This window comes from Phyllobacterium myrsinacearum (genome assembly GCF_014138285.1).
Lineage (GTDB): Bacteria > Pseudomonadota > Alphaproteobacteria > Rhizobiales > Rhizobiaceae > Phyllobacterium > Phyllobacterium myrsinacearum_A.
In genome coordinates this window covers 129,850-153,902 of sequence record NZ_JACGXN010000001.1, presented here as the reverse complement: position 1 = coordinate 153,902, position 24,053 = coordinate 129,850, and the positions used below count along the sequence as shown (strand labels likewise).

Sequence of the window (24,053 nt, the reverse complement as noted above, 5' to 3'; positions counted from 1 at the left end):
GACATCCATGTTGATGTGCAGGTGAATACGCTCGCCACCAGTGTGCGCCGTCAGGCGGTGTTCTGGACCGGTGCCGTGGTTTTCCTGGCGCTGTTCCTCTATATTTTCTCGTCGATCCTGCTGCCATTCGTAGCCGGGCTTGTCCTTGCCTACTTCCTGGATCCCGTTGCAGACCGACTGGAGCGTCTTGGGCTGTCGCGCCTGCTGGCAACCATCGTTATTCTCATCCTGTTTGTGGTGACCTTTGCCCTGCTGCTGATGATCCTCGTGCCTATCCTTGCCTCGCAGATGACCGATTTCATCGCCCGCTTGCCGAGCTACGTGGCGCGTCTGCAGGAACTGATTGCCAATCGCGATTCCCAGTGGCTGAAGGATTTCATCGGCGTCGACGCCTCTGTCATCCGCAACAGCCTCGATTCACTCCTGCAGCAGGGCGCTGGCTTCCTTTCCACCTTGCTGCAGTCGATCTGGAGTTCGGGCAAGACGCTGATTGATGTTGCCGCGCTCTTCGTGGTGACCCCCGTCGTGGCATTCTACATGCTGCTCGACTGGGACCGCATGGTGCAAAGCATCGACAATCTGACGCCGCGCGACCACGTTCAGACCGTGCGTGACATCGCCAATGATATGAACAAGGCGATTGCCGGGTTCGTGCGCGGGCAGGGCACGGTGTGTCTGCTTCTCGGCATGATCTACGCTGTGGGCCTGACCATCGTCGGTCTGAATTTCGGATTGCTGATCGGGCTGTTCGCCGGTCTCATCAGCTTCATTCCCTATGTCGGCTCGCTGGTCGGGCTGGTCCTGGCAATCGGCGTCGCACTGGTGCAGTTCTGGCCGGATTATTTTTATGTGGGCGCGGTCGCTGTGGTGTTCTTCATTGGCCAGTTCTTTGAAGGCAATATCCTTCAACCGAAACTGGTGGGATCTTCGGTCGGCCTGCATCCGGTCTGGCTGATGTTTGCGCTGTTTGCTTTCGGTTCGCTTCTCGGCTTCACCGGCATGCTGATTGCCGTGCCGACGGCCGCCGCCATGGGTGTTCTCGTGCGGTTTGTCATCAGCCGTTACCGGCAATCCCCGCTCTACACAGGCGACCCGCGCAAAATTGAGCAATCAAAAGAAATCCGATGACATCCGGGCGGCATTGACTGTATTTCACTCGACATGACCGATGCACCGCGACAACTGCCGCTCGATCTTGGCCATGAGCCGGGTTATTCGCGCGACGACCTGATCGTCACCGCCTCCAATATGGCGGCGGTGGATATCGTTGATCGCTGGCCGGGCTGGATTTCGCCTGTCGTCATTCTGGCCGGGCCGATTGGGTCGGGCAAGACGCATCTGGCAGCTGTCTGGAAAGCCGAATCAGACGCAATCGTTATCGATGCGGCCAGTATCGGCACCGCGTCAGGTGCCAGTGGGCCATTTCTCATCGATGACATAGGCGATGGTCCGATTGACGAGGCAGGCCTGTTTCATCTGATCAACAATGTGCGCCAGAGCGGTTCAAGCCTGTTGATGACCTCGCGCCGCTGGCCTGCCAGCTGGCCTGTAACACTGCCGGACCTCGCCTCGCGCCTGAAGGCAGCGACGACGGTCGAGATCGGCGAACCAGATGATATCCTGCTGTCAGGTGTGCTTTACAAACTCTTTTCCGATCGGCAAATCGCCGTTGACCCCAACGTTATCAGCTTTCTGGTCAGCCATATCGAGCGCTCACTCTCCACGGCCAACCGCATTGTCGAGCGTCTCGACCGTGCGGCTCTGGAGAAGAAGTCGAAGATCACGCGCGCTTTGGCAGCCAGTGTTGTCACGGCAATCGATGAAGGACAGGCGACTTTCGACCTGTAGAATGGCTGCTTCTGATTGGAGCCGTGACCGGACGGTCTGGATCCGCATCTTAACTTGCAATGGCTGATGTGCGAATAACCTGCATGAACGCAACGGCCCCGGGCGATAGAGTTCGGCCAGCTCGTGTCAGGAAACCGATGGATCTGGACGCAACGGGCTGATCGAGCGTGCACGTCGCCAAAGCCGATTGATCCATGGTCGAAAGTGCAAGTTGGGGAAGGGCAGTTACGCCGAGCCCTGCCGCCACAAGCGCGCCTGCTGTTGCCAAATGAGACACCTCATATGCAGGTGACACAATTTGGTCTGCCTGGAGAAATGCCGCGTCGGTGAGCCGTCGCACGCTTGTGGTGCTCGACATTGCAATGAACGGATATTCCGCCAATGTCGCCCAGTTCGAATGAACGGGCGGACCGGCAGCGCTGTTCCTTGAAAAGACACCTACCAGGGGTTCTCTGAGAAGCTCATTGAAAGCAATCATCTCGTTATCTGATGTTGGGGCGACTGCGATGCCAAAGTCGACTTCGCCGCGCCCTACGATCGAGGTGACCTCTTCGAGGAGGGTATCGACCACGCGTACCACGATGCCGGGATTTGTTTTTCTAAAGAGAGCAAGCGCCGCGGGCAGGATGGAAACTGCCACTGACGGCAGTGCCGCTACGGCAATCTTCCCTCTTTCAGCCCCCAAAAATGCGCCCAGTTCATCCAGTGAAGTTTCGAGATCATTAATCAGGCGTGTGGCGAGCGGAACAAACACACGGCCTTGAGGAGTGAGCTGGACATTGCGGCTGTCCCGGTCAAGCAGCCGGGTACCCACTCTCTCCTCAATGCGGGAGATAGCGCGGCTTATTGCCGGTTGCGACAGGCCGAAAGTATCAGCGGCTGCACGAAAGCTGCCGGATTCCTGGACCTTTAAGAATATTTGAAGTTCAAAGGGTGATAGATCGATGCGTTTCATGCATTGAACGATAGCTATTAGTCATTTTTTGTAAATGCCATTTTATGCTCTCTGAGTAGCCAGTCGCACAAATGCGAATTGCTTTGGGAGGAGCAGCAATGTTGGCGTTACTCGGTTTTCTCACGATATTTGTGTTTTTGGTTTGCACGTTCTCAGGCCGCGTATCCGTTCTTGTAGCTTTGGTCATTGTTCCCCTGATTGCGGGCCTGGCAGGAGGTTTTGGCGCGGATCTTGGTAAGATGATGCTCGACGGTATTCTGAAAGTTACCCCAACCGGGGTCATGATCATGTTTGCCGTTCTCTACTTTGGCCTGATGCTTGGCGTTGGCATATTCGATCCGCTCATTCGGGGCCTGGTTTCTTTGGTAAGAGGTGATCCGGTCAGGCTCTGTCTGGTTACAGCCGCCCTCTCGATGCTGGTGGCCCTTGACGGTGACGGAGCGACGACATTTCTCATTACGATAACCGCGCTTTTGCCCGTTCATCGTCGCATGGGCATGAATCCCCTGGTATTGCCCGGGGTTGTCGCACTGGGCGCTGGTGTCATGAATATCCTGCCGTGGGGCGGGCCGACTGCCAGGACCATGGCGGTATTGCACGCCGATGCATCACAGATTTTCACACCCATCGTTCCCGCCCTATGCGTCGGAATTCTATGGGTATTTCTTGCGTCCGCCATCATTGGCCTCAGGGAACGCAGGCGCATTGGGGTAAGCAATGTCGACATATCCGTCGAAATAACATTGACGAAGGAAGAACAGGAGATCCGGCGGCCAAAACTATTCTGGTTCAACGTCGCACTGACGCTTGCCGTCCTCGCCGCATTGTTCACCCACATTGCACCGCTGGCCATAATATTTGTGGTTGGATTTGCCATCGCGCTGATCGTGAACTATCCGGCTTGGGAGGACCAAAGAGAGCGGCTGATCGACCATGCTGGCAGTGTGGTTACGGTAACGTCCATGATCTTTGCGGCCGGTATTTTTACCGGAATTCTCGGCGGCACAAAAATGATCGAGGCGATGTCTCAGCAGATTGTCGATCTGATGCCAGATTTTTTGACGCCGTATCTTTCCAAGATTGTTGCTGTTGTCAGTATGCCGTTCAGTCTGATTTTTACGCCCGACGCATTCTACTTCGGCGTGCTTCCGGTGTTCGCGGGGGCCGCGGGAGCATTGGGTCAGGATCCCCTGACGATAGGGCGGGCAGCCATCCTTGGACAGATGACCACAGGATTTCCGTTGAGTCCGTTAACCGCCTCCACCTTCATCTTGATTGGACTTTCCGGCGTCTCTCTTGGAGCCCACCAGCGGTTTATTTTCGTCTGGGCTTTTGCCACGACCATCATCATGGCCGCAGTGGCATGGATCGGCGGTGTCATTTGAGCGTTGACTGTCGTTTTGGTCCGGAAAACTTGGAGTCTGTGTATTGAAGACCATCAGAATTGGCTCCGGAGCGGGATATTCGGGCGATCGCATTGAACCGGCGATCGAACTTGTGGAAAAGGGGGACATTCAATACCTTGGATTTGAGTGTCTTGCCGAGCGCACGATCGCCCTTGCCCAACATCAAAAGATGATGGACCCGTCAGCCGGATATGATCCCTTTTTGGAACAACGCATGCATGCCGTCCTCGCAATCTGCAAGGCTCGCGGCATCAAGATCATTACCAATATGGGCGCAGCGAATCCCGTTGCTGCAGCGGAGAAGACGGCAGATGTAGCCAAACAACTGGGGATCAAGGGTTTGCGGATAGCAGCCGTTACCGGTGATGACGTGCTGGACGTCTGCAGACGCGGGGATTTCCCGTTTCTGGAAATCGATGGCCGTGTCCAGGATCTTGGTGCACGCGTAATATCGGCAAATGCCTATCTTGGTGCAGGACCCATTGTGCAAGCATTGGCCGGGGGTGCCGATGTCGTCATCACGGGTCGTGTAGGCGACCCCGCACTTTTCATGGCGCCACTCATCCATGAGTTCGGCTGGGCAATGGATGACTGGGAGCGGCTGGGGAAAGCTGCGCTTGTTGGACACTTACTCGAGTGCGCTGGTCAGATTACGGGAGGCTACTTTGCTGATCCTGGTTACAAGAATATCAAAAATCTGGCTCGCTTGGGATTTCCGATTGGCGAGGTAAGCGAGGATGGCAATGTCGTTATCACCAAGGTAGCTGGTTCGGGAGGCGCTGTTACTGAAGCGACATGCAAAGAGCAGTTGCTCTATGAAGTTCACGATCCGGCCGAATACATTCAACCCGATGTGGTTGCGGATTTTTCGCAAGTAACGGTCACGCAGGCTGGTCCTGATCGTGTTCGTATGCAGGGCGGTGGTGGAAAGCCAAAGACCGGGAAGTTGAAGGTCTCGATCGGATATTTGGACAGCTATATCGGTGAAGGTCAGATTTCCTACGCTGGGCCCGGTGCTTTGGAACGTGCAAGTCTCGCCCTGGAGATCGTCCGGGAGCGTTTGGAAATAACGGGGGCCAAGACAAGCGAAGTTCGGTTTGACTTGATCGGAGTAAATTCATTGCATGGGGCGGCATCGCCGATTGGCGGCGGTCCGTACGAAGTTCGCGCCCGTGTGGCCGGGCGCACCGAAAGCCTTGATGAAGCAGTGCGGATCAGCAACGAAGTTGAGAGTCTCTATACAAACGGACCGGCTGGCGGCGGCGGCGCATTTAAGTCGGCAAGAGAAGTGATTGCCGTGGCCTCCGTACTGCTCCCTCAGGAGCTGGCTAATTCTGCAATTCAATTCCTTGAAGTGTGAGAGCAACAATGAGATTGCGCGAGATCGCACATTCGCGGACCGGAGATAAGGGCAACACATCCAACATCTCGGTCATCGCTTACGATCCGAAACATTATGGCCTGTTGTTGCAACATGTGACGTCCGATGCGGTGCGGAAACATTTCGCAGGAATAGTGGAGGGAAAGGTCACTCGCTTTGAACTGCCCAAGATAAGCGCGCTTAATTTCGTCTTGGAGCAGGCGTTGGGAGGAGGCGTTACCCGGTCGCTCGCACTTGACGCACACGGTAAAAGCCTGAGTTCAGCGCTGCTTGATCTCGAGATTCTGATCCCCCTGTCCGACGGGTCGGCGCAACACTCCGAACAGTGAGGGTGTTTACTCCACTGCGCGTTTTGGCCATCCGCCAGATAGGACAAACAACACGGCGATAGTAATGGCTTCGTTGTATTGCGGGCGCAGACTTGTCGCACCAGTATCGTGTGGAAATATCGCGGCTCACTGTACGGCAAAGGCCGTGAATCCTGAGAGCCGTAAATATGGGGACAGTGCGATTGACCGCTTCCTCATGTTGTGGCGCCAGCACCTGACATTGTTTCACTCCAAGAAAATCCTTGAAATAAACCATTGACAAGAAAGGCGATAAAAATGCTAATGCGTATAACTGCTAATGCGTATTAGCAGAATCCTTGGGGAATGATGATTTGCCGAAGCGTTTGACACAAAAACACATTGCCCAGCTTGCAGGCGTCAGTCAGGCCACGGTTTCGCTCGTGCTTAATGATGCGCATGCGGCGCTCAATCGTATTCCTGATGATACGCGCGCGCGTATCTTGAAAATTATCCATGATACCGGGTATGTCGCCGACCCCATCGCCCGGAGTATGGCAAAGGGCCTGAACCGCATTCTTGGCGTCTTCACTTACGAGCCGGCTTTCCCGAGCGCTCAAGCGGACTTTTTTGCTCCGTTCCTTCTGGGTATCGAGGAGGAGGCGCAGCGGCAAAACTATGACCTGCTGCTCCTTACGAGTGCCGGCATTGGTGAGAAGCGCAAGATCTTCAATGATGGCAATCGGCTGCGGCTTGCCGACGGCTGCCTTGTTCTCGGCCGTCAGTTCAATCGTGCCGAACTGAAACGGCTCGTCGGCGGCGATTATCCGTTTGTCGCCATTGGCCGGCGTGAAAATGCCGGAGGAAAGGTACCTTATGTCGGCGGTGACTACGCCGGTGGGACGAAGGCTCTGGTGGAAAAAGCTCTGTCGCTGGGTCACAGTCGTTTGGCCTACGTGGGCCCTGAAGGTCCGGCAGAGTCAGTTTCCGACCGCTGGAAAGGCTTTTCGCAATCGCTTGGCGGTGATGCGCAGCTCGCGCTGCATATTTCTGCGGTTGGCCAGCCGCCTGCCGATACATTGGACGCGTTGCTCGCCAGTGGCAGCACGGCCGTATTCTTCAACGAGCTTGCCGATGCCATCAAGGTTGAAGCAGTAGCGCGCCAGCGTGGTTTGGCGATCCCGGCGGATTTGTCTTTTGTTGTTCTCGGTCGGCACATTCGCCCGCAAGAGACCGCGATCCAGTTCGCCTCTTTCAATATTCCTCGGGAAGAAATGGGCCGGCAGGCAACTGCAATGCTCATTCGCCGGATCGAGGCTTCCGAACCCGTGCAGCAGATATTGCTGCCGTGCGAACCTGTCGAGGGTGAAACCCTTGGCCCTGTAAAATGAGACGGAATTGATGAGCATGAGAGAATTGCAAGCGGATATATTGGTTGTCGGTGGCGGGGTGGGCGGCGTTGCTGCGGCACTTGGTGCTTTGAGGGCCGGGCGTACCGTGGTCATGAGCGAGGAGTTTGACTGGATCGGCGGGCAGCTTACCAGTCAGGCGGTACCTCCGGATGAGCACAGTTGGGTGGAGCAGTTCGGAACCACGCGATCCTACAGACAGTTGCGCAACGGCATCCGCCAGTATTATCGTCATCACTATCCCCTTACCGACGCCAGCCGAGCATGGCACGATCTCAATCCGGGGGCCGGCTGGGTCAGTCGTTTGTGCGCCGAGCCCCGTGTTGGGCTCGCGGTTCTCGAAGCCATGCTTCTGCCCTATCGGGGCGGCGGAAAGCTGACGGTTTTGCAGCCCTATCGGCCAGTCCTTGCCAGCATGGATGGGGACATTGTTCGCTCGGTTACGCTACGGCATCGCGACAGCGGCGTGGATCTGACTGTATCCGCTGATTATATCATCGATGCCACCGAGCTAGGCGATGTCTTGCCATTGGCAGGAACCGAATATGTCACCGGTTTTGAAAGCCAGGACGATACGGGTGAACCCAGTGCGTCCAGCCAGGTTCAGCCCGACAATGTTCAGGCGGTGTCGATTTGCTTTGCCATCGATCACGTCGATGGTGATCACACGATAGACAAGCCGGAGAATTATGAATTCTGGCGAGCCTATCAGCCGGACTTCTGGGGTGCGCCTTTGCTCGGGTTCAAGGCACCGCATCCGCGTACACTGGAAATCACCGAACGCAGTTTCACGCCCAATCCTGACGACGATCCTCTCCTTGTCGACGCGGACCAGCGCAAAGGCGGGGGGGATGAAAATCTCTGGACTTTCCGTCGGATTGCCGCCCGCCGTAATTTTCTACCGGGCAGCTATCAGTCGGACATATGTCTCGTGAACTGGCCGATGATCGATTATCTGGAAGGCTCGATCATTGATGTGTCAGAAGAGGAAAAGGCGCGTCACCTGAAGGCCGCCGTCGAGCTGTCCTATTCGGTTTTCTATTGGCTTCAGACGGAAGCGCCGCGCGCTGACGGCGGCACGGGTTTCCCCGGCCTTCGCCTGCGCGGCGACGTCACGGGCACCGACCATGGGCTTGCCATGGCTCCCTACATCAGGGAAAGCCGCCGGATCAAACCTGTGACGCGGATCGTCGAGCAGGATCTCTCTTTTTCCGTGCGCGGTGATAAGGGAGCTGTCCATTATCGCGACAGCATCGGCATTGGAATGTACCGCATTGACCTTCACCCTTCGACCGGTGGCGACAATTACATTGATGTGCCGTCCTGCCCATTTGAAATTCCGCTGGGGGCGCTCCTCCCGCAACGCATGAAAAACATTCTGCCCGCGGGAAAGAACATCGGAACAACCCATATCACCAATGGCTGCTACCGCTTGCATCCGGTCGAATGGAATATCGGCGAAGTGGCCGGAATGCTTGCGGCTCACTGCCTGAATCGCAACCTGACACCACATCAGGTGCAGGGAGACGACGGACATCTTGCCGACTTTCAGTCACTGCTATCCCGGGAGGGGGTCGAAATACGCTGGCCGGACATACGCGCATACTAACAAAAAACGGAGGAGGGAAACATGTCGAACCGTATCAATCTCAAGGCATTCGCAGCCGCGCTCGCGGTTGGTCTTTCGCTTGCCGCTATCGGAACCGCGTCGGCGCAGGAGGCCGTCAATCTGCGCATGACAATCTGGAGCGCCAATGAAGCGCATCTGAAGCTTTTCAACGATATGGCTGCAGGTTTCAAACAGAGCCATCCAAACGTAACAGTCACCTATGAATCGCTGCCGTTCGACACCTATACCACGGCCTTAACGACGCAGATTGCCGGTGGCAACGCACCTGATATGGCGTGGATTTTCGAAACGACGGCCTATGATTTCGTCAATTCAGGTGCGCTTTACCCTCTGGGAGATAAGCTCAACGCCATTCAGGGTTACAATCTTGCAGAGGTTAGTCCTGGGGCTACTGAACGTTGGTCTAAAGGCGGAACCCTCTATGCCTATCCGTTTTCGACATCGCCCTTTGCAGTGTTCGCCAACAACGATCTGATCCGCAAGGCCGGGGCAAAAACGCCTGACGAATTGATCAAGGCGGGCGAGTGGACGTGGGATAAGGCTATTGAGACAGCTTCGACTGTTGGTCGGACCGGGAAGGGCGGCCTGATAATCCGGGATTTCAACTACCAGAATTGGCAAAACCTGGCGGCGATATGGAATGGCTTTGGCGCTTCGCCGTGGAGCGAGGACGGAAAAAACTGTACCATTGGCGATAAGCCGATGACGGATGCATTGTCTTTCATTCATGACGCCATCTTCAAGAACAAAGCCATGCCGGGGCCCGGTGAAAATGTTGACTTCTTTGCCGGAAATGCGGCGATGACGATCACGCAGATCAGCCGGGCATCGCTGCTGCCGAAACAAAATGGTTTCGAATGGGATCTGGTGCCTTTGCCCAAAGGGCCCGCCGGGGAATATGCCTTGATCGGGCAGGCGGGTATCGGCGTCATGCAGTCAAGCCCTCATGCCGATGTAGCGGCGGAATTCGTCGGCTACATGACGAATCCCGAAAACTCCGCGAAGCTGGCGCAATTCTTTCCCTCCGCACGCAAATCCTTGCTCAATGCCGAGACGCTGAAGAAAACCAACCCGCTTCTCTCACAGGAGCAATTGGAAAAGGTGGTCATCGCAGGAATATCCAATGGAAAGGTAATTCCTGGGCACACTGGTTTCGCACAGATCCAGCAAATGGTTCGGGCCGGGCTGGATGCCGTTTGGACGCCGAACGCTGACATCGCAAATGCAACACAGAAAATTTGCGGGCAGATAAGTCCGCTTCTCAAGCGTTAGGCCACTGCCATGAGCGCCGGGCATAAAACTCAGTTTTGGACGATAGCCCGCCGGGACAGCGCGGCCGGATATCTGTTCATCGCACCTCAACTCGCCGGCATCGTCACATTTGTACTTTTGCCGCTTTGCCTCGTGTTTTGGTACTCGCTGCATGAATGGAATGTGCTTGCCAATACATTTAATTATACCGGTGCGCAGAACTACAGGATGCTTTTGGAAGATCCTTCGCTGCCAGCTGTTCTGGGTTCCACAGCACTCTTCTCGCTTGGGCTGGTCGTCCTCAACATGAGCCTTGCGCTTCTGCTTGCCGTACTTCTCAACCAGAAGCTAAGAGGGATTGCGGTTTTCCGCACGCTGTTCTTCTCACCGGTTGTCGTCTCTCTGGTGGCCTGGACGATCGTCTGGGGATTCCTGCTGCAGAAAAATGGAGGCATCAACGGAATGCTTCTGTTCCTTGGAATAGAGGGCCCAAACTGGCTGCGGGAACCCGTTACAGCAATGATCTCGGTCATTGTTGTTCAGGTCTTCAAGAATGTCGGGCTCAACATGATCCTTTTTCTTGCGGCATTGCAGAGCGTACCCAACGAACTCTACGAAGCTGCGCGCATTGATGGCGCGCCGCCTTTCAAGCAGTTTCGCCGCATCACGCTGCCGATGATCAGCCCGACCATACTGCTGACCTCAATCATTACAATCGTAGGTTCCTTACAGGTGTTCGCGCAAATCGCGGTTCTTACCCAAGGCGGGCCCGGCGTCTCGACGACAGTATTGGTCTATTATCTCTATCAACAGGCATTCCAGTTTCACTTTTTCGGTTACGGCTCGACATTGTCGATTTTGCTTTTCGTTATCGTGGCATGTCTCACTTTCGCCCAATGGCAATTGCGCAAGAGGATCGTTTTCTATGAAAACTGAGTTGTCTCCCCGCGCGAAGGTTCTGGTTTATGGGACGATGTGCGTCCTGCTGATCCCCTTTGTATTTCCCACTTGGTGGATGGTGACCTCATCATTCAAACCCGTGAGTGATATCTTTGCTTTTCCACCGCAGCTGATACCGCGTTCATTTGATTTCACCACCTATGGCCAGGTCTTCACACTTCAGCCATTTGCAAAGCAATATTGGAATTCAGCCTACATTGCTGCGGTCGTCACCGCCGGGACGATGGGCATATCATCCATGGCTGGTTACGCCTTCGCCCGGATCCGCTTTCCCTTTGCCAATGCCATTTTCATGGTTGTGCTGCTGGGTCTTTTGATTCCGTCGGAAGTGACGATTGTGCCGTTGTTTCAGCTGTTCCTGAAGCTGGGTATGGTCAATACGCATTGGCCACTGATCCTGGTGCCCATTTTCGGCGCGCCGAGCGTATTCGCCACCTTCGTAATGCGTCAGTTCTTTATCTCGCTTCCGGTGGAATTGGAGGAGGCGGCCCGCGTTGATGGCCTGAGCCGTTTCAAGATATTCACCCGCATTGCATTGCCGCTCGCCCGTCCTGCACTCGCGTCGGTTGCGATATTTACGTTCCTGCACAGTTGGAACCTCTATCTGGAGCCCATTGTGTTTTTGTCCAGCGCCGACAAGTTCACGCTGCCTCAGGCACTCACGCAATTTACCGATGCCTATGGCGGGCCAATGTGGAACATCCAGCTGGCAGCGGCAACATTGACTGCACTTCCCGTCCTCATTGTTTTCATCATCGCGCAGAAGCACTTTGTTGAAGGCCTCGCGCATACCGGCCTCAAGGGCTGAAAACGGATCAAATTCTTATGGCTGAAGTTACTCTCACAAACACCCGCAAGGCGTATGGCAACGTCAATGTGATCCATGGAGTCGACCTTGACATAGAGGATGGTCAATTCGTCGTTCTTGTGGGCCCATCCGGCTGCGGGAAATCGACCCTCTTGCGCATGGTGGCTGGGCTGGAAACCATCACGGGCGGTGAAATCTCCATAGGCGGGAAGGTGGTCAACAACCTCGACCCGAAGGACAGGGACATCGCCATGGTTTTCCAGAACTACGCGCTTTATCCGCATATGACCGTTGCGACCAACATGGGTTTTTCGTTGGAGCATCGGGGCGGCAGTAAATCCGAAATAGCGGAACGCGTTCATTGGGCGGCAGGTATACTCGGTCTCACACCGTTGCTTGACCGGTATCCGCGCCAGCTTTCCGGCGGCCAACGCCAGCGTGTTGCCATGGGACGGGCGATTGTTCGCAGCCCGCAGGTCTTCCTTTTTGACGAACCACTCTCGAACCTCGATGCGAAATTGAGAGTTGTCATGCGGGGGGAGATCAAGGCACTGCACGAGAAGCTCAAGACGACGATGATCTATGTCACGCATGACCAGATTGAGGCCATGACAATGGCAGACAAGATCGTCGTGCTGAACGGCGGGCGCATCGAGCAGGCGGGTACGCCGCTTGAACTATACGATCGGCCGGCCAACCAGTTCGTCGCGGGCTTCATCGGATCACCGGCAATGAATTTCATTCCGGGTAAAATACGTGCGGAAGGTCTGGTAACGTCGGACGTGGTAATACCTCTTCCCCGCTCTGCGCAGGAACACGTCGGGCAGGATGTGGTTCTTGGAGTCAGGCCGGAACATCTTGTGGCGGAAGAAAGCGGCATTGCAACACTGGTCACCCTTGTGGAGCCAATGGGACATGAAACCCAGATTTCCATGATGCTTGGCCAGACGTTGATTCATGGTCTTTTTAGAGAGCGGTTGCCTCTACGACCCGGGTCAATTTTTCACGTCCGGCTAACAACAGATAAACTCCATATCTTTTCAGCAGCTGACGGCCACCGCCTCATGTGAATGAAGTAAACAGTTCACATGTAGCGTTCGGGTCCAGCGCTTACTGCGCCAGATTCCCGCGCACGCTTGTAACGTCACCTGAACTGACGGCCGCTGCGTTATTACCCCAGGCACTGCGTACATATGTCAGCACATCAGCGATCTGCTCATCATTGAGACGCCATGCCAACGATGGCATGGCAGGTGTTGTAGGCGCTCCTTTGGTATGAACTGCCTGGCTGCCTTCAAGGACGAGTCGCACGAGTGTTTCTACGCTGTCCTGCGCGACAAGGGAGTTTCCGGCGAGGGCAGGGAACAGAGGACCAGCTCCGCCACCGCTCCCGCCATGGCAAGCCGAACAATTGTCGCGATAAACTGCTTCTCCAGCCGCCATCCGCTTCTCGTCGGGTTTGACCGATTGCACGGCAGCAGTATCAGACGCAAAGCTCTTGAGATAAACCGCCACGGCCTTCAGATCGGGGTCTGTCATTTGCGATGTCGAGTTTTCGATTGCCTCTGCCATTGGACCTGAGGCAATGGAATGCTTGTTCACACCGGTCTTCAGATAGGCAATCAGTTCATCCTCTGTCCATCGCCCGATACCACTCGTCATACTGCCGGTGATGTCGGGGGCAAACCAGCCCTGCAGTGATGCGCCTTTCAGAAACGCACTGTTCTTGTCCGCGCCAAGAAACGACTTGGGCGTGTGGCAGGTGCCGCAATGGCCTGCGCCCTGAACAATATAAGCCCCGCGATTCCATTCGGTTGATTTGGAGCTGTCTTGTTCGAATGGTGTCGCGTCGAAATTGAGGAGATTCCAGCCGGACATGGCAAGGCGGATGTTCAGCGGAAACGGCAGCTGATTGGCTTCGACTTTATTTGAGACCGGTTCGACGGTTGTGAGATACGCCCACAGGTCGGAAATATCCTGATCGTTCATTTTGGTATAGGCGGGATAAGGCATGGCCGGGTAAAGCCGGACGCCGTCGTGGCCAATGCCCGTCTTCATCATATTGTGAAAATCGGTCGCGTTCCACTTGCCGACGCCTGTTTCAGCGTCGGGGGTAATGTTCGGCGGAATAAGGACACCAAAGGGTGTCTGCAATGGCAAGCCCCCCGCAAGAGGCTTGCCGCCCGGCCGGGTATGGCAACCGCTGCAATCGCCGAGCACGGACTGATATTGACCGCGAATGATGGTGTCCGCCTGATCGGCTGCAATTGCCGGTGCGGCAATACCTGCTGAAACAACAGCAATTGTCAGAAGCAGCGCTCTCATGCCGACACCAAGGGAGCGCCGGGGTTGCGAAGATACTGGTCGCGAATGGCATCGGCGGCAAGAAAGGCGAGTGCACCAACCGTCCCGGTGGGGTTCTTGCCGGCATTTTGAGGAAAGGCCGAGGCACCGATGACAAAGACGTTGGGAACATCCCAACTCTGGAGGTAGCGATTGACCGCGCTTTTTGCAGGATTGGTGCCCATGATGGCGCCGCCAGTATTATGGGTGCTCTGGTAGGGGACGCTGTCCCATCCTTTCTTGCGCCTGCTGATGACATGCTGCTTGCCGCCGAGAGTTTTGGCGATTTCCTCCATGCGATCGCAGACATAATTGGACATTCGGATATCATTATCGGGAAAGTCGAACGTCATGCGCATGAGTGGCCGTCCGAAACGATCTTTGTAGGTCGGATCAAGATCGAGATAGTTGTTCCGGCTGGCGTAACTGCTGCCCTGCGATGAAAAGGCCAGGGTGCTTTTGTAGCTCTCGACCGTCGCCTTTTTCCATGCGCTGCCCCATTTCGGCGTGCCCGGCAGGGTAGGTCGCGTCGCAATCGGGCGCCCATTGGTCGGGATGCAGTTGATACCGGCACCCCCGACAAAATCGAGGCCGCCATGGTCAAAGGCGTCCCCATTGAAATCATCGATGGTCTGGCCAAGTGCCCCCGCCGCGATAAACGGATTGAAGTTCTTGTCGTCGAAGAACACCTGCGCCCCGGAGTTCGTCTGATAGCAATAGTTGCGTCCGACCACGCCTTCACCGCTGACGGGATCATAAATCTTGCCGATGCCGGACAGCATCATCAGCCTGACATTGTGCAATCCATAGGCGCACAGGATGACCAGATCGGCGGGCTGGAAAAATTCCTGCCCCGATGTGTCGATATAGGTCACGCCGCGTGCCGATTTGCCGGATGCATCAAGATTGACGTGGAGAACTTCGCTGTCTGTCCGAACCTCGAAATTGGCCTTCTTCATGAGAACGGGCAGAACGGTCGTTTGGGCGCTTGCCTTGGAATAGTTGGCACAACCAAAGCGCTCGCAAAACCCGCAATAGGTGCATTGTCCCATAGCGATGCCCAATGGGTTCACGTAGTTCTGGGACAGATTGGCCGATGGTGTAGGGAATGGATGGAATCCGAGCGACCGTCCCGCCTCAGCAAACAGGGTTGGAGCGTAGGTCATCTGCATGGGAGGAAGCGGATAATCACGGGAGCGCGCATCCTCAAAGGGGTTGCCACCGTCCTGTAATTCGCCTTTGATGTTGCCGGCCTTGCCTGAAATGCCCGCCAGATATTCGAACCGGTCATAGTACGGCTCCAGTTCGGCACCGGTGATGCCCCAATCGGCGACTTCAAGGTCTGCGATCTTCGCCGCGCCGTATCGTTCGGTCAAATGGGTTCGAATGTTCAAATCTGAATCCCAAAAACGCCATGTATGCCCATTCCAGTGAACGCCGGCACCACCCACGCCATTGCCGGGTAAGAACGATCCGAAATCACGCAACGGTAACGCAGTTTCAGAGGGGGAATTGCGTATGGTGAACGTTTCAACGGTAGGCTGCAGGAACAAGTCGCGTCTGATGCCGTATCGCAACTCGTCCTGTGCGTAGCCGATATTGAAATCGGTTGCCGTATCGCGCCAGGGGCCGCGCTCAATCGCAAGCACATCCAGACCCTGATCCGTGAGTTCGTTGGCAAGGATTGCGCCGCTCCAGCCCAGGCCAACAATCACGACATCTTTGCGAGGAAGAATATTCGTCATTGTCAGATTCCTTTCCCGAGCCATTCCGGCCGGCCGCTGATGGATACCGGTGACTGGGGGTATGGTTCATTGTGTTTGGTCACGTGATCCCGGTAGTCGTATCGCGCCCCGGGAAACCCGATCATCCGCCAGGACACCATGTCCTTGTTGCCGCCGTAGATCGGATCGGCAAAAAAGCCTTCCATGGTGTTCTGCAGGACCAGACCGAAAAATCCGGCGCTCTTGATACCATTGGGAAGCGCGATTTTCCCCGCCTCCATCTCGGTAAGGAAAGCGTCTTGCTCTGCAGGTTGAAGCTCGACAAAGCTTTTACCGTCACGCTGCTTCAGAAAGGCATCCATTGCTGCAAGTCCAGCGCGGTAGCGCTGGGCCGGGTTTGCCTCACCCTGATAGCCCTGGGTGGGTAATCCGGGCAGGAACGGTCCTTTCGTATAAAGCCGGCTCGAAGACCCGAAGGGCCCGGTGAGTTGCCGGTCGATATAAACGGCGCAGCCAGCTTCCTTGCCGCCGATGCTCAGCTCATCGGCAGGAATGATGCGATCAACGATTGCTTCAACGGTGGCCGCCTCCTGCGGTGTAAAGAAATACCAGCCTCCAGGAACGACCTGAATTGGCGGATCCGAGGCGAGGGCCTGCCATGGCAATGAACCGGATATAGATCGCGCGAAACTTGCCGATGTGCCTGCTGCCAGGAATATTGCAACCGAAGAGAGGAAATGACGCCGATTCAATCGAACCGAACTGCGATAGCTCATCGTAGCCTCCGTGATGCGAGGTAAGATGCGCGGAAAATGCGCAGAGAAAAGATGACAAAAACGGTAAAGTTTAAGTCATTACAGATACTTAGTATCTACGCGTTTGAGTTGTCTGACAAGTGATTACAGAAATTTCTCCGGGGGAATGAACTGTTGCCAAGTGCTTCAAGATTCTTTGTGTTTGAAGTCGTTTTCGATGTCACTGCGGTTTCAGTTCTGCGATTTCCAGATTCTGATCTCGGGCTGATCCGCTGTTTCAGAACCGGCAGGGGCCGGTGATCGATCTGGTGATTCTCGGTCGCGATTGATTTGATTCCTGTCCGCGCGGCATCCTGTTCAAACGATTTTTCTCTACAAGGGGATTTCCCGCAAAACGGCTGTGGTCATTTCCGTAGGACTTTGTGTGCCGCAGGCTGTCATTGTGCGGCTATTATTCCGTTTGTCCATTTTTCTTTGTTTTCGCTATTGCGTTCCGGAATCAAAAACTCTAGGGAAACCAACGTTGAACATGATACGGAGCGTAGCGCAGCCTGGTAGCGCATCTGGTTTGGGACCAGAGGGTCGGGAGTTCGAATCTCTCCGCTCCGACCATTTCAACGGATGATGCTGCTGGTACTGAACCGAAGCCTGTACTATATCGGGATTTCAGACAAAGGGATTTCTTCTAATGGCAGCACGTATTTACAGCCCCGCAAAAACAGCTATGCAGTCCGGCAAGGCCAAGACCGAAAGCTGGACGCTTGAATTCGAGCCGGAACAGCCACGCAAGGTTGAACCGCTGATGGGCTATACGTCATCGGGCGATATGAAAAGCCAGATCCGCCTGTCCTTCGAAACGAAGGAGGAGGCAATCGCCTATGCACAGAAGAACGGCATTGCCTATTCGGTGCAGGAGCCAAAGGAAACGAGACGGCGTGTTGTTTCCTATTCGGAAAACTTCCGCTTTGATCGTAAACAGCCCTGGACGCACTGACTGTTTGCAATTTGTTCGGATTTCCCGGTGATACTAGGATCACCGGTTTAAAAGCTGGTCCCGTAGCTCAGCTGGATAGAGCACCGGCCTTCTAAGCCGACGGTCGCTGGTTCGAATCCAGCCGGGATCGCCATTTACCCACATATCTTATTGCATCGCTTTACAGTATCGCGCGGATCGGCTGGAAGCATCGCATGGGCAACTGCCCATAAAAATGCTGCCGATTGGAAAACGATCAAAGCGGTTCCCATTGTAAAATGAAACCATCGGATATTCCTTCGGTCAGCACAGGCGGCTACCAGAAAATCACCGCTGGGGAATGGCCGTATTTTCCATATCCAGATTGACGATGACATTGAATCTCTATTGTTTCTGGAATTATTGGGGAAGATAGGATGGCTACCGATTTGGATATTGGAACGGCTGCACAGGGCGATCTTTCAGAGTTGTTGGAGTTATATCGCCAACTGCATCCACGTGATCCCCACCTCTCGATTGAATCAGCCTCAGAGATTCTGCAGCGGTTCGCAGGATATCGAGGGAGCGCCATTTTTATTGGCCGGGTCGGTGGCAAGTTGATCACGACATGCGCGATAATCGTTGTACCAAACCTGACAAGGGGAGGTTTGCCTTACGCCGTGATTGAGAATGTCGTAACAGATGAACATCACCGGCAGCAGGGATTTGGCCATCTGTTGCTACAAGCCGCGGTGACGCATGCATGGACGTTCGATTGCTACAAGGTCATGTTGATGAGTGGTTCAAAGAACCCCGGCACTCTCAGATTTTATAATCAAGCAGGCTTCGAGCAGAGCAAAACAGGTTTTCAGATTCGACGGCCTGAGACATGAGAATCTTTCAAGATCGGGCTCATTATTTCCCTGCCACTTGAGACGTGCGGCGATTCTGGCTAAATCGCCAGCAATTGCCCAGCGCGAAATCGTCAACCAATTCTCTGTCAATGTCTGTTGAGGTGTACTCGATGAGTCAGTCATCTGCTGTAACGATAGCGCCGGTAAGGCCTGAGAACATCATCAGTTTTCACGAGGCGCTTGATACGGTGTCCCGGGAGCGCAAATACCTGACATTCCTCGAGGCTCCGCCTCTGGACGGGTTTCGCGACTTCGTGACAGCCATGATCGCCGACGGCAATTCCCAGTTCGTTGCACTGGCCGGGCAAAGAGTGGTGGGCTGGTGTGATATCCGCCGGCACATGCGTGCGGCGCACGCGCACCGGGGCACGCTCGGCATGGGGATCATTCCGTCGTACCGCGGTCAGGGTCTTGGCTTGAAGCTCATCAATACAACCATGGAACACGCGCGAAAGGCCAGGCTTGTGCGCATCGAGCTCGACGTGCATGCGGATAACGAACGCGCGATTGCACTTTATGAAAAGGTTGGCTTTGTCAGGGAAGGCGTGGCGCGCGACGCTGTCTGTATTGACGGACGGTATGTAGACACCGTCAATATGGCAGTTGTCTATCGGTAGTCGGGCCGCTCTACCGATGCTTCGAACTGCTCATTCGGCGTGAAACGTCAGCTCGACATTGCTCCAGAGATCATATTTTTCCGGTGGCAGTTTGAACGGCTGGGAACGGAGCACAGCTTGCAATGCCCGTTCCTTGGCTTTCGCCACGATGTCGGCATTACGGCCCTGTCCTGATACAGCAGGGGTCCCCTCGATGGTACCTTCGCGGGTCAACTTGAATCTGACGATGACGATCACATCGCGATTGTCGCTGAGTTCCTCATCGGTGACGATGCGGACTTTGGTTCGTTCCATCGGGGACGCATCCGTGGCGCTTGATGCGTCTTCGGCAAAGGAGGGCAGTGATGACAGACCAAGGAATAGTGCAACGGTGAATACGATACCCGGATGCTTCAACGATCTGATGTGCATGGATGTCCCCCAATTTGCCCGATATCAGATAAGCAAAACGGCAAGCAGGAGTCGATGGCTTCCTTGCGGTACCCATGGGTCTATTCTCCTGCGCTCAGAGACCGACAAGGTCTTTGATCACCGCACGCATATCCACTGTTCCCTGCAGGATTTCACTTTCTGAGTTTTCAAACCTGATCCATCCTTCGTTGAAACCATCCAGCATCTGGATGCGCGGCATCGGATCGCGCATGCCCTGTGAGCGGAACATGGCTCCCCACGTCTCACGCGGCACGATCTCGACCCGCACGGGATGCGACAATATCCCGGAAAAGGCATCAGCAATGTCGTTCGGCGAGACGCGGGCCGGTCCTTCGATTTCAATGATGCGTCGTCCCGTCCAGGTGTCCTGCATGCATTGGGCGGCGAAGCGCCCGACATCGGCCGTCGCTATCATCGGTATCCTGCGATCGGCCGGCTGGAGGAATGAGTGGATGATGCCGTCTTCGCTTGCCGAAGCGACGTCCCAGGCGAGATTGTCGAGAAACCACGCTGGCCGCAGGATCGTCAGCGGGATCGTGAGAGTGCCGAGCGTCTGTTCGAGAATGGTGCGCTGGCTCAAAAGGTTGGTCTGCGTCGCCTGACCCCCGATAGTCGACAGGCAGACGATTTTGCCGGGCTGGGCGGCTTGTAGAGCATCGCGAATAATGGTTGCTTCAGCACGGGCTTCGGGAAACCCGGGCAAGGGATCGAAATTCGACGGCGGAAGGATGAACACACCCTCGGCCCCTCTGAAAGCCCTTGTCAGGGCTGCCTCATCGCCCATATCCGCGATGGCGATCTCGCAGCCGAGAGCCTGCCATTCCCCGGCTTTCCCAAGGTTTCTGACGATGGCCCGCACGGATTTTCCAGATGCAAGGAGTTCGCGGGCCATTGCCCCGCCAACTTTGCCGGTGATTCCAGTGATTGCGTACATGATATCGGTCCTTTGCATTGAAATCGTATGCCGCGAAGATAAAGGGCGACATCAGTTGACTGAAGTGCAAATAGATCACATCATTAATGACTAAAAATCATTGGTGACGCAGATGGCATTTGACGGAAGACTGATTTCGAATGTGGGGGTTCTCGCGGCTATCATCGAGGGCGGCAGCTTTGCGCGCGCGGCCGATGCGCTGGGACTGTCACCCTCCGGCGTCAGCCGGGCACTATCACGTCTGGAAGGGCGGATCGGTGTTCGTCTGCTCGATAGAAACACCCGCACCGTAGCACTGACGGACGAGGGGCGCAGGCTCTACGCCAATATTGGGCCGCTGCTTTCAGGCATCGAGGATGCGCTACGGGTAACGTCCGGAGCAGCCGAAACGGTGCGTGGACGGTTGCGCGTCAACGTCGATGCCTTTTTTGCGCGTTTCATGTTTTCGTCCCACGTCGGACGCTTTCTCGATCTGCATCCGGAGGTGTCGCTGGAACTTGTCACCAAAGACCAACTCGGCGACCTGCTGGGCGACGGTTTCGATATCGCGGTCCGTTTTGGCGAGCCGCCGGAATCCGGCATGATCGCCCGAAAGCTTCTCGACACACGAACCATCACGGTTGCATCTCCCGATTATATCGAGAAGCACGGCGCGCCTGATGTTCCCGGCGATCTGGCAAAGCACCGCTGCATCCATGTGCGCAATTCCCAGACGGGACAGATCATCGAGGATTGGCAGTTTTGGGAAGACGGCGCGATGGTCAGCGTTCCGACCCAGGCACGGCTGATCGTCAACGAAGTGGGTACGCTTCTGGGAGCCTGCCTGAGCGGCGTTGGAGTTGCGCGCATCAAGTCGATTGGCGTGCAGGACCTGCTCGACAGGGGAGAACTGGTGGAAGTGCTCGCCGATTGGCCAACGGATTCCTATCCGCTTTATGCAATCTTTCCCTCAAGGCACCTGCCAGCGGCAAAGGTACGGGCATTCATCGATTTCGTGCAGGAGACAGTCAATCGACCTGAGGTCCGATGAGAAAGCTGTATCTGACGAAGTATTGGAGATCCGATCTAAACGATCCGCTTCACCTCAACCCAATCGTTCATGTCGTTGATCTTCAACTTGCCGATGCCATCGGCCGTCTCAAGCAGTACCTCGGGCATAAACTGGTGGACATATTCGTCGTCCACGCTGGTCTGCTCCCACACCTGACCATTGGTCAGCTCGAATTTTGTCCCGAGCGAGTAGCCATCGGTCGAGCCCTTGATCGTCTCCTTGTCGTACTCCATCGGCCATCCCTTTCGCAGTGAAAGATCTACTCTCAGCCAAGCCGAAGAGTTCGTCAATCAATGGGCCCATCTATTCAGCCCGTTCCATTTCGCGCGCCGATTGATCGGATAGCTTGCGTTCATGGTGAGCCATGACAATGGCGATGACCAGCATGCTCAGGGAAACCGGCAGCAGGAGGACGATCATCAACGCCCTCCTTTGGAACTGAGGGTCTCTTTTTGAGATTCCCCGCTCATCGTGACAAGAAAATTGACGGCAGATATGATGTCCAGCAAGGACCAGCCGGAAGCAATGGCCTCCATGTAGAGACGATGGATGTCCTGCGAATAGGCCAGTTCGTTGAAGCGTTCTTTCAACGCGTTCAGGCAATCCTGTTCGCGGCCGTCATAGGCGCGGCGTGTCCAGGGCGGCGGGATCTTGTTCTTGTAGGTTCGACTGATGCGCACGATAGTTTCCAATAGAGCGCCCGCGGACGCCGCCTGATCATTTCCTGCGGACTATGTGCGCTCACACCGGCAAACTGAATACCCATTTTTGTTACGAATTGTTGCTGGGCGTGCCGCGTTTTGAGCTGCAATTCGGCATGCGCCTTCCCCCTCCCGTTTTGTTGATGCGCGTGGTGGAACCACTTTCTCCGTCACGCATTTCAATTTCATGGACATAAATTCCTTTACCCATGTGACCATCAAGTCACCCCGCACCGGACGGATGCTCATGGTTCGGAATGTTCGGGATGCTTTGACCGTGCTGACTCAATTCTGGTCGAGGCGCCAGGGTGAAAAACATGCTCACGCCTGTCAGGCGTGCCGCGATGCGCTGGATAAAACCGGCTCGGTAGAGGAGGCACGGGCATCGTTCGTCGAAGCATCGCGCGAAGCTGGCATTTACGTAACCGAGCGCACCGGATCACTGATGGGGACCGCTCCGAGCGTGCCCGCAGACGTTCCCGAAAAGCCCGCTGACGCTCCATAGCATCAAATGTCGCGATAGTTTTCACTCGTCGGATGCCCGTCAAGTTCCGTAACCTTCGAATTCAATTTTAATCGTTTGTGATCGAACCATTGAGGCTGTTCAAACGTAATTGTTCACGCAAGGGGCCTGGACAATATGAACATCACGTTTTTCCGACTGGAACCATCCGCCGATTTTACCGGACACGCGATCTGGGAGAGATCGAAAATACGGGAGACGTGTTGGGTACGCGCGTCGAATGAACAAGACGCCCGGTTGATCGCATCCATCAAACTCAGGACCGCTGCCCCATCGGGTGACGATGGTTCAAACAGCCCTTGGTTGAATGGCCTGCTGGTACAATGCAATCAGGACGTACCACCGCTGGATTTTGGCAATCGTAGCCTGATAACAGTGAGTGGCAAGATCTATTTGTGAATTCCGGCGATACACCGCGTTCTCAAAAGAACGGTCAAGTGATTGAAACGTGGAAGCGGCGGGGACGAGATGTACAAAAGAAAGCGTGGTAACCGATCAAGCCATAGATGAACACAGCTGGCTGATCAGCACTGCGAGGGCGAGCGCAAAGCCAAACACAAGCAAATGACACCACGCGGGTGTGGTGTAGTGCAGGTGCTGTTCTTCCTCATCATCTTCATACATTCGAATGTTCCCTAATTCGTCTGCAGGTGCCTATTCCATCAACATGAAAGTAAAATGTCAAAGCATGTGCACGAAAATAATTCAGAAAATGCACTGAAAAGGCACGGGAAGGGCCAATAAGGCCAGAAAACAAGGTATTCGAAGCTCAGGATAACATTTCAAGAGCAGTGTTTGCCGCAAGAATCGCGGCGCAGACAGGCAAATAGTCTCTCTTACGGCCAGCGCGATGCGCGCGCTGGATCGAAGATCATGGGTTGAAATGAAATTTACTCAACCTGAGGTTGTTATGCGAATGCGCGCCCAAGCATCCATATGGCAGCCAGAACAATGAGCATGATAATGGCGAGCCGCCACGAACCTGCGAAGACGCCGGGTTGTTTATTATCGTCAGACATTGAAAATTCCAGAGCGGATATTTGTTTTGCAAAATAATTACAACTATTGCGCGAATAAGCAACGAGAACTTCTGTAATAATGGAAGGTTAAATGTTGCATGGCGCATTGGATAACAAGCGGTCAAACCCGGCCATCATGCTGAATTTGTTGAA

Annotated in this window: 25 protein-coding genes and 2 tRNA genes; 18 read left to right on the top strand and 9 right to left on the bottom strand. The window is 55.0% G+C overall.

What is annotated here, in order from left to right; genetic code table 11:
- The first annotated feature begins 15 nt into the window (after window positions 1-15).
- Together FHW16_RS00795 and hdaA are read left to right on the top strand one after the other, a co-directional pair.
- Window positions 16-1,128, top strand: coding sequence for an AI-2E family transporter (locus tag FHW16_RS00795; RefSeq protein WP_348643864.1), 1,113 nt, complete (start codon window positions 16-18; stop codon window positions 1,126-1,128).
- Window positions 1,129-1,149: 21 nt separating this feature from the next.
- Window positions 1,150-1,848 carry a DnaA regulatory inactivator HdaA gene (hdaA, locus tag FHW16_RS00790; RefSeq protein WP_432652000.1) on the top strand — a complete coding sequence of 233 codons (699 nt, stop codon included), beginning with the start codon at window positions 1,150-1,152 and terminating at the stop codon, window positions 1,846-1,848.
- 49 nt (window positions 1,849-1,897) lie between these two features.
- On the opposite strand, the gene FHW16_RS00785 is transcribed toward hdaA, so the two are convergent.
- Window positions 1,898-2,803 carry a LysR family transcriptional regulator gene (locus FHW16_RS00785; protein WP_182547278.1) on the bottom strand — a complete coding sequence of 302 codons (906 nt, stop codon included), beginning with the start codon at window positions 2,801-2,803 and terminating at the stop codon, window positions 1,898-1,900.
- A gap of 71 nt (window positions 2,804-2,874) precedes the next feature.
- On the opposite strand from FHW16_RS00785, the gene FHW16_RS00780 reads away from it, so the two are divergent.
- The 9 genes from FHW16_RS00780 to FHW16_RS00740 all read left to right on the top strand — a co-directional run bounded on the left by FHW16_RS00780 (window position 2,875) and on the right by FHW16_RS00740 (window position 13,005).
- Window positions 2,875-4,188: a CitMHS family transporter gene (locus FHW16_RS00780; RefSeq protein ID WP_348643835.1), complete on the top strand. Its 1,314-nt coding sequence runs from the start codon at window positions 2,875-2,877 to the stop codon at window positions 4,186-4,188.
- A 43-nt stretch (window positions 4,189-4,231) separates the two neighbouring features.
- Window positions 4,232-5,569 carry an acyclic terpene utilization AtuA family protein gene (locus tag FHW16_RS00775; RefSeq protein ID WP_182547276.1) on the top strand — a complete coding sequence of 446 codons (1,338 nt, stop codon included), beginning with the start codon at window positions 4,232-4,234 and terminating at the stop codon, window positions 5,567-5,569.
- Window positions 5,570-5,577: 8 nt separating this feature from the next.
- Window positions 5,578-5,919: an AtuA-related protein gene (locus FHW16_RS00770; RefSeq protein WP_182547275.1), complete on the top strand. Its 342-nt coding sequence runs from the start codon at window positions 5,578-5,580 to the stop codon at window positions 5,917-5,919.
- A gap of 332 nt (window positions 5,920-6,251) precedes the next feature.
- Window positions 6,252-7,268, top strand: a complete 1,017-nt coding sequence (locus FHW16_RS00765) for a LacI family DNA-binding transcriptional regulator (protein WP_182547274.1) — start codon at window positions 6,252-6,254, stop codon at window positions 7,266-7,268.
- Between the two features lie 16 nt (window positions 7,269-7,284).
- Window positions 7,285-8,895 (top strand): FAD-dependent oxidoreductase, encoded by a 1,611-nt coding sequence (locus FHW16_RS00760; RefSeq protein ID WP_182547273.1) that lies wholly within the window; start codon window positions 7,285-7,287, stop codon window positions 8,893-8,895.
- Window positions 8,896-8,916: 21 nt separating this feature from the next.
- Window positions 8,917-10,188 carry an ABC transporter substrate-binding protein gene (locus tag FHW16_RS00755; RefSeq protein WP_182547272.1) on the top strand — a complete coding sequence of 424 codons (1,272 nt, stop codon included), beginning with the start codon at window positions 8,917-8,919 and terminating at the stop codon, window positions 10,186-10,188.
- Window positions 10,189-10,197: 9 nt separating this feature from the next.
- Window positions 10,198-11,103, top strand: coding sequence for a carbohydrate ABC transporter permease (locus tag FHW16_RS00750; RefSeq protein WP_182547271.1), 906 nt, complete (start codon window positions 10,198-10,200; stop codon window positions 11,101-11,103).
- Window positions 11,093-11,935, top strand: a complete 843-nt coding sequence (locus FHW16_RS00745; RefSeq protein ID WP_182547270.1) for a carbohydrate ABC transporter permease — start codon at window positions 11,093-11,095, stop codon at window positions 11,933-11,935. The genes FHW16_RS00750 and FHW16_RS00745 overlap by 11 nt, the downstream gene beginning before the upstream one ends.
- Before the next feature lie 17 nt (window positions 11,936-11,952).
- Window positions 11,953-13,005: an ABC transporter ATP-binding protein gene (locus FHW16_RS00740; RefSeq protein ID WP_182547269.1), complete on the top strand. Its 1,053-nt coding sequence runs from the start codon at window positions 11,953-11,955 to the stop codon at window positions 13,003-13,005.
- A gap of 40 nt (window positions 13,006-13,045) precedes the next feature.
- On the opposite strand, the gene FHW16_RS00735 is transcribed toward FHW16_RS00740, so the two are convergent.
- From FHW16_RS00735 to FHW16_RS00725, 3 genes are read right to left on the bottom strand one after another with little or no spacing between them, the layout of a single operon-like run.
- Window positions 13,046-14,260: a c-type cytochrome gene (locus FHW16_RS00735; protein WP_182547268.1), complete on the bottom strand. Its 1,215-nt coding sequence runs from the start codon at window positions 14,258-14,260 to the stop codon at window positions 13,046-13,048.
- Entirely contained in the window at window positions 14,257-16,023 is a 1,767-nt protein-coding gene (locus FHW16_RS00730; RefSeq protein WP_182547267.1) for a GMC family oxidoreductase, read from the bottom strand. The genes FHW16_RS00735 and FHW16_RS00730 overlap by 4 nt, the downstream gene beginning before the upstream one ends.
- A gap of 2 nt (window positions 16,024-16,025) precedes the next feature.
- Window positions 16,026-16,778, bottom strand: a complete 753-nt coding sequence (locus tag FHW16_RS00725) for a gluconate 2-dehydrogenase subunit 3 family protein (RefSeq protein WP_182547266.1) — start codon at window positions 16,776-16,778, stop codon at window positions 16,026-16,028.
- A 514-nt stretch (window positions 16,779-17,292) separates the two neighbouring features.
- On the opposite strand from FHW16_RS00725, the gene FHW16_RS00720 reads away from it, so the two are divergent.
- The 5 genes from FHW16_RS00720 (at window position 17,293) to FHW16_RS00700 (ending at window position 19,240) form a co-directional block, all read left to right on the top strand.
- Window positions 17,293-17,369 (top strand) — tRNA-Pro (locus FHW16_RS00720).
- A gap of 76 nt (window positions 17,370-17,445) precedes the next feature.
- Window positions 17,446-17,751, top strand: a complete 306-nt coding sequence (locus tag FHW16_RS00715) for an ETC complex I subunit (protein WP_182547265.1) — start codon at window positions 17,446-17,448, stop codon at window positions 17,749-17,751.
- Window positions 17,752-17,807: 56 nt separating this feature from the next.
- Window positions 17,808-17,884, top strand: a tRNA-Arg gene (locus tag FHW16_RS00710).
- 262 nt (window positions 17,885-18,146) lie between these two features.
- Complete coding sequence (locus FHW16_RS00705; protein ID WP_182547264.1) at window positions 18,147-18,602, top strand: GNAT family N-acetyltransferase; 456 nt, start codon at window positions 18,147-18,149, stop codon at window positions 18,600-18,602.
- Window positions 18,603-18,733: 131 nt separating this feature from the next.
- The gene (locus tag FHW16_RS00700) at window positions 18,734-19,240 is read left to right on the top strand and encodes a GNAT family N-acetyltransferase (RefSeq protein WP_182547263.1); all 507 of its coding nucleotides are present in this window, start codon (window positions 18,734-18,736) and stop codon (window positions 19,238-19,240) included.
- Window positions 19,241-19,270: 30 nt separating this feature from the next.
- Here the strand turns inward: FHW16_RS00700 and FHW16_RS00695 are convergent, their stop codons facing one another.
- Window positions 19,271-19,651, bottom strand: a complete 381-nt coding sequence (locus tag FHW16_RS00695; RefSeq protein ID WP_182547262.1) for a hypothetical protein — start codon at window positions 19,649-19,651, stop codon at window positions 19,271-19,273.
- A gap of 94 nt (window positions 19,652-19,745) precedes the next feature.
- The gene (locus FHW16_RS00690) at window positions 19,746-20,606 is read right to left on the bottom strand and encodes an NmrA family NAD(P)-binding protein (RefSeq protein WP_182547261.1); all 861 of its coding nucleotides are present in this window, start codon (window positions 20,604-20,606) and stop codon (window positions 19,746-19,748) included.
- A gap of 112 nt (window positions 20,607-20,718) precedes the next feature.
- On the opposite strand from FHW16_RS00690, the gene FHW16_RS00685 reads away from it, so the two are divergent.
- Complete coding sequence (locus tag FHW16_RS00685; RefSeq protein ID WP_182547260.1) at window positions 20,719-21,636, top strand: LysR family transcriptional regulator; 918 nt, start codon at window positions 20,719-20,721, stop codon at window positions 21,634-21,636.
- A 35-nt stretch (window positions 21,637-21,671) separates the two neighbouring features.
- Here the strand turns inward: FHW16_RS00685 and FHW16_RS00680 are convergent, their stop codons facing one another.
- Both FHW16_RS00680 and FHW16_RS00675 read right to left on the bottom strand, forming a co-directional pair.
- Complete coding sequence (locus FHW16_RS00680; RefSeq protein WP_182547259.1) at window positions 21,672-21,890, bottom strand: hypothetical protein; 219 nt, start codon at window positions 21,888-21,890, stop codon at window positions 21,672-21,674.
- A 186-nt stretch (window positions 21,891-22,076) separates the two neighbouring features.
- A complete protein-coding gene (locus FHW16_RS00675) occupies window positions 22,077-22,337 on the bottom strand; it encodes a hypothetical protein (RefSeq protein WP_182547258.1) in 261 nt (86 codons plus the stop codon).
- Window positions 22,338-22,545: 208 nt separating this feature from the next.
- Between FHW16_RS00675 and FHW16_RS00670 the strand changes: the two genes are divergently transcribed.
- Window positions 22,546-22,863: a DUF982 domain-containing protein gene (locus FHW16_RS00670; RefSeq protein ID WP_182547257.1), complete on the top strand. Its 318-nt coding sequence runs from the start codon at window positions 22,546-22,548 to the stop codon at window positions 22,861-22,863.
- 513 nt (window positions 22,864-23,376) lie between these two features.
- On the opposite strand, the gene FHW16_RS29050 is transcribed toward FHW16_RS00670, so the two are convergent.
- Complete coding sequence (locus FHW16_RS29050) at window positions 23,377-23,505, bottom strand: hypothetical protein (protein ID WP_255784424.1); 129 nt, start codon at window positions 23,503-23,505, stop codon at window positions 23,377-23,379.
- Window positions 23,506-24,053: the final 548 nt, after the last annotated feature.

Bases quoted from the DNA above. Each gene is read 5' to 3' on its own strand.
- FHW16_RS00700 (WP_182547263.1), top strand. From the start codon at position 18,734: ATGAGTCAGTCATCTGCTGTAACGATAGCGCCGGTAAGGCCTGAGAAC.
- FHW16_RS00705 (WP_182547264.1), top strand. From the start codon at position 18,147: ATGGCTACCGATTTGGATATTGGAACGGCTGCACAGGGCGATCTTTCA.
- FHW16_RS00770 (WP_182547275.1), top strand. From the start codon at position 5,578: ATGAGATTGCGCGAGATCGCACATTCGCGGACCGGAGATAAGGGCAAC.
- FHW16_RS00735 (WP_182547268.1), bottom strand. From the start codon at position 14,260: ATGAGAGCGCTGCTTCTGACAATTGCTGTTGTTTCAGCAGGTATTGCC.
- FHW16_RS00715 (WP_182547265.1), top strand. From the start codon at position 17,446: ATGGCAGCACGTATTTACAGCCCCGCAAAAACAGCTATGCAGTCCGGC.
- FHW16_RS00690 (WP_182547261.1), bottom strand. From the start codon at position 20,606: ATGTACGCAATCACTGGAATCACCGGCAAAGTTGGCGGGGCAATGGCC.
- FHW16_RS00760 (WP_182547273.1), top strand. From the start codon at position 7,285: ATGAGAGAATTGCAAGCGGATATATTGGTTGTCGGTGGCGGGGTGGGC.
- FHW16_RS00670 (WP_182547257.1), top strand. From the start codon at position 22,546: ATGGACATAAATTCCTTTACCCATGTGACCATCAAGTCACCCCGCACC.
- FHW16_RS00745 (WP_182547270.1), top strand. From the start codon at position 11,093: ATGAAAACTGAGTTGTCTCCCCGCGCGAAGGTTCTGGTTTATGGGACG.
- FHW16_RS00695 (WP_182547262.1), bottom strand. From the start codon at position 19,651: ATGCACATCAGATCGTTGAAGCATCCGGGTATCGTATTCACCGTTGCA.
- FHW16_RS00680 (WP_182547259.1), bottom strand. From the start codon at position 21,890: ATGGAGTACGACAAGGAGACGATCAAGGGCTCGACCGATGGCTACTCG.
- FHW16_RS00785 (WP_182547278.1), bottom strand. From the start codon at position 2,803: ATGAAACGCATCGATCTATCACCCTTTGAACTTCAAATATTCTTAAAG.
- FHW16_RS00780 (WP_348643835.1), top strand. From the start codon at position 2,875: ATGCGAATTGCTTTGGGAGGAGCAGCAATGTTGGCGTTACTCGGTTTT.
- FHW16_RS00685 (WP_182547260.1), top strand. From the start codon at position 20,719: ATGGCATTTGACGGAAGACTGATTTCGAATGTGGGGGTTCTCGCGGCT.
- FHW16_RS00755 (WP_182547272.1), top strand. From the start codon at position 8,917: ATGTCGAACCGTATCAATCTCAAGGCATTCGCAGCCGCGCTCGCGGTT.
- FHW16_RS00725 (WP_182547266.1), bottom strand. From the start codon at position 16,778: ATGAGCTATCGCAGTTCGGTTCGATTGAATCGGCGTCATTTCCTCTCT.
- FHW16_RS00730 (WP_182547267.1), bottom strand. From the start codon at position 16,023: ATGACGAATATTCTTCCTCGCAAAGATGTCGTGATTGTTGGCCTGGGC.
- FHW16_RS00740 (WP_182547269.1), top strand. From the start codon at position 11,953: ATGGCTGAAGTTACTCTCACAAACACCCGCAAGGCGTATGGCAACGTC.
- FHW16_RS29050 (WP_255784424.1), bottom strand. From the start codon at position 23,505: ATGTATGAAGATGATGAGGAAGAACAGCACCTGCACTACACCACACCC.
- FHW16_RS00750 (WP_182547271.1), top strand. From the start codon at position 10,198: ATGAGCGCCGGGCATAAAACTCAGTTTTGGACGATAGCCCGCCGGGAC.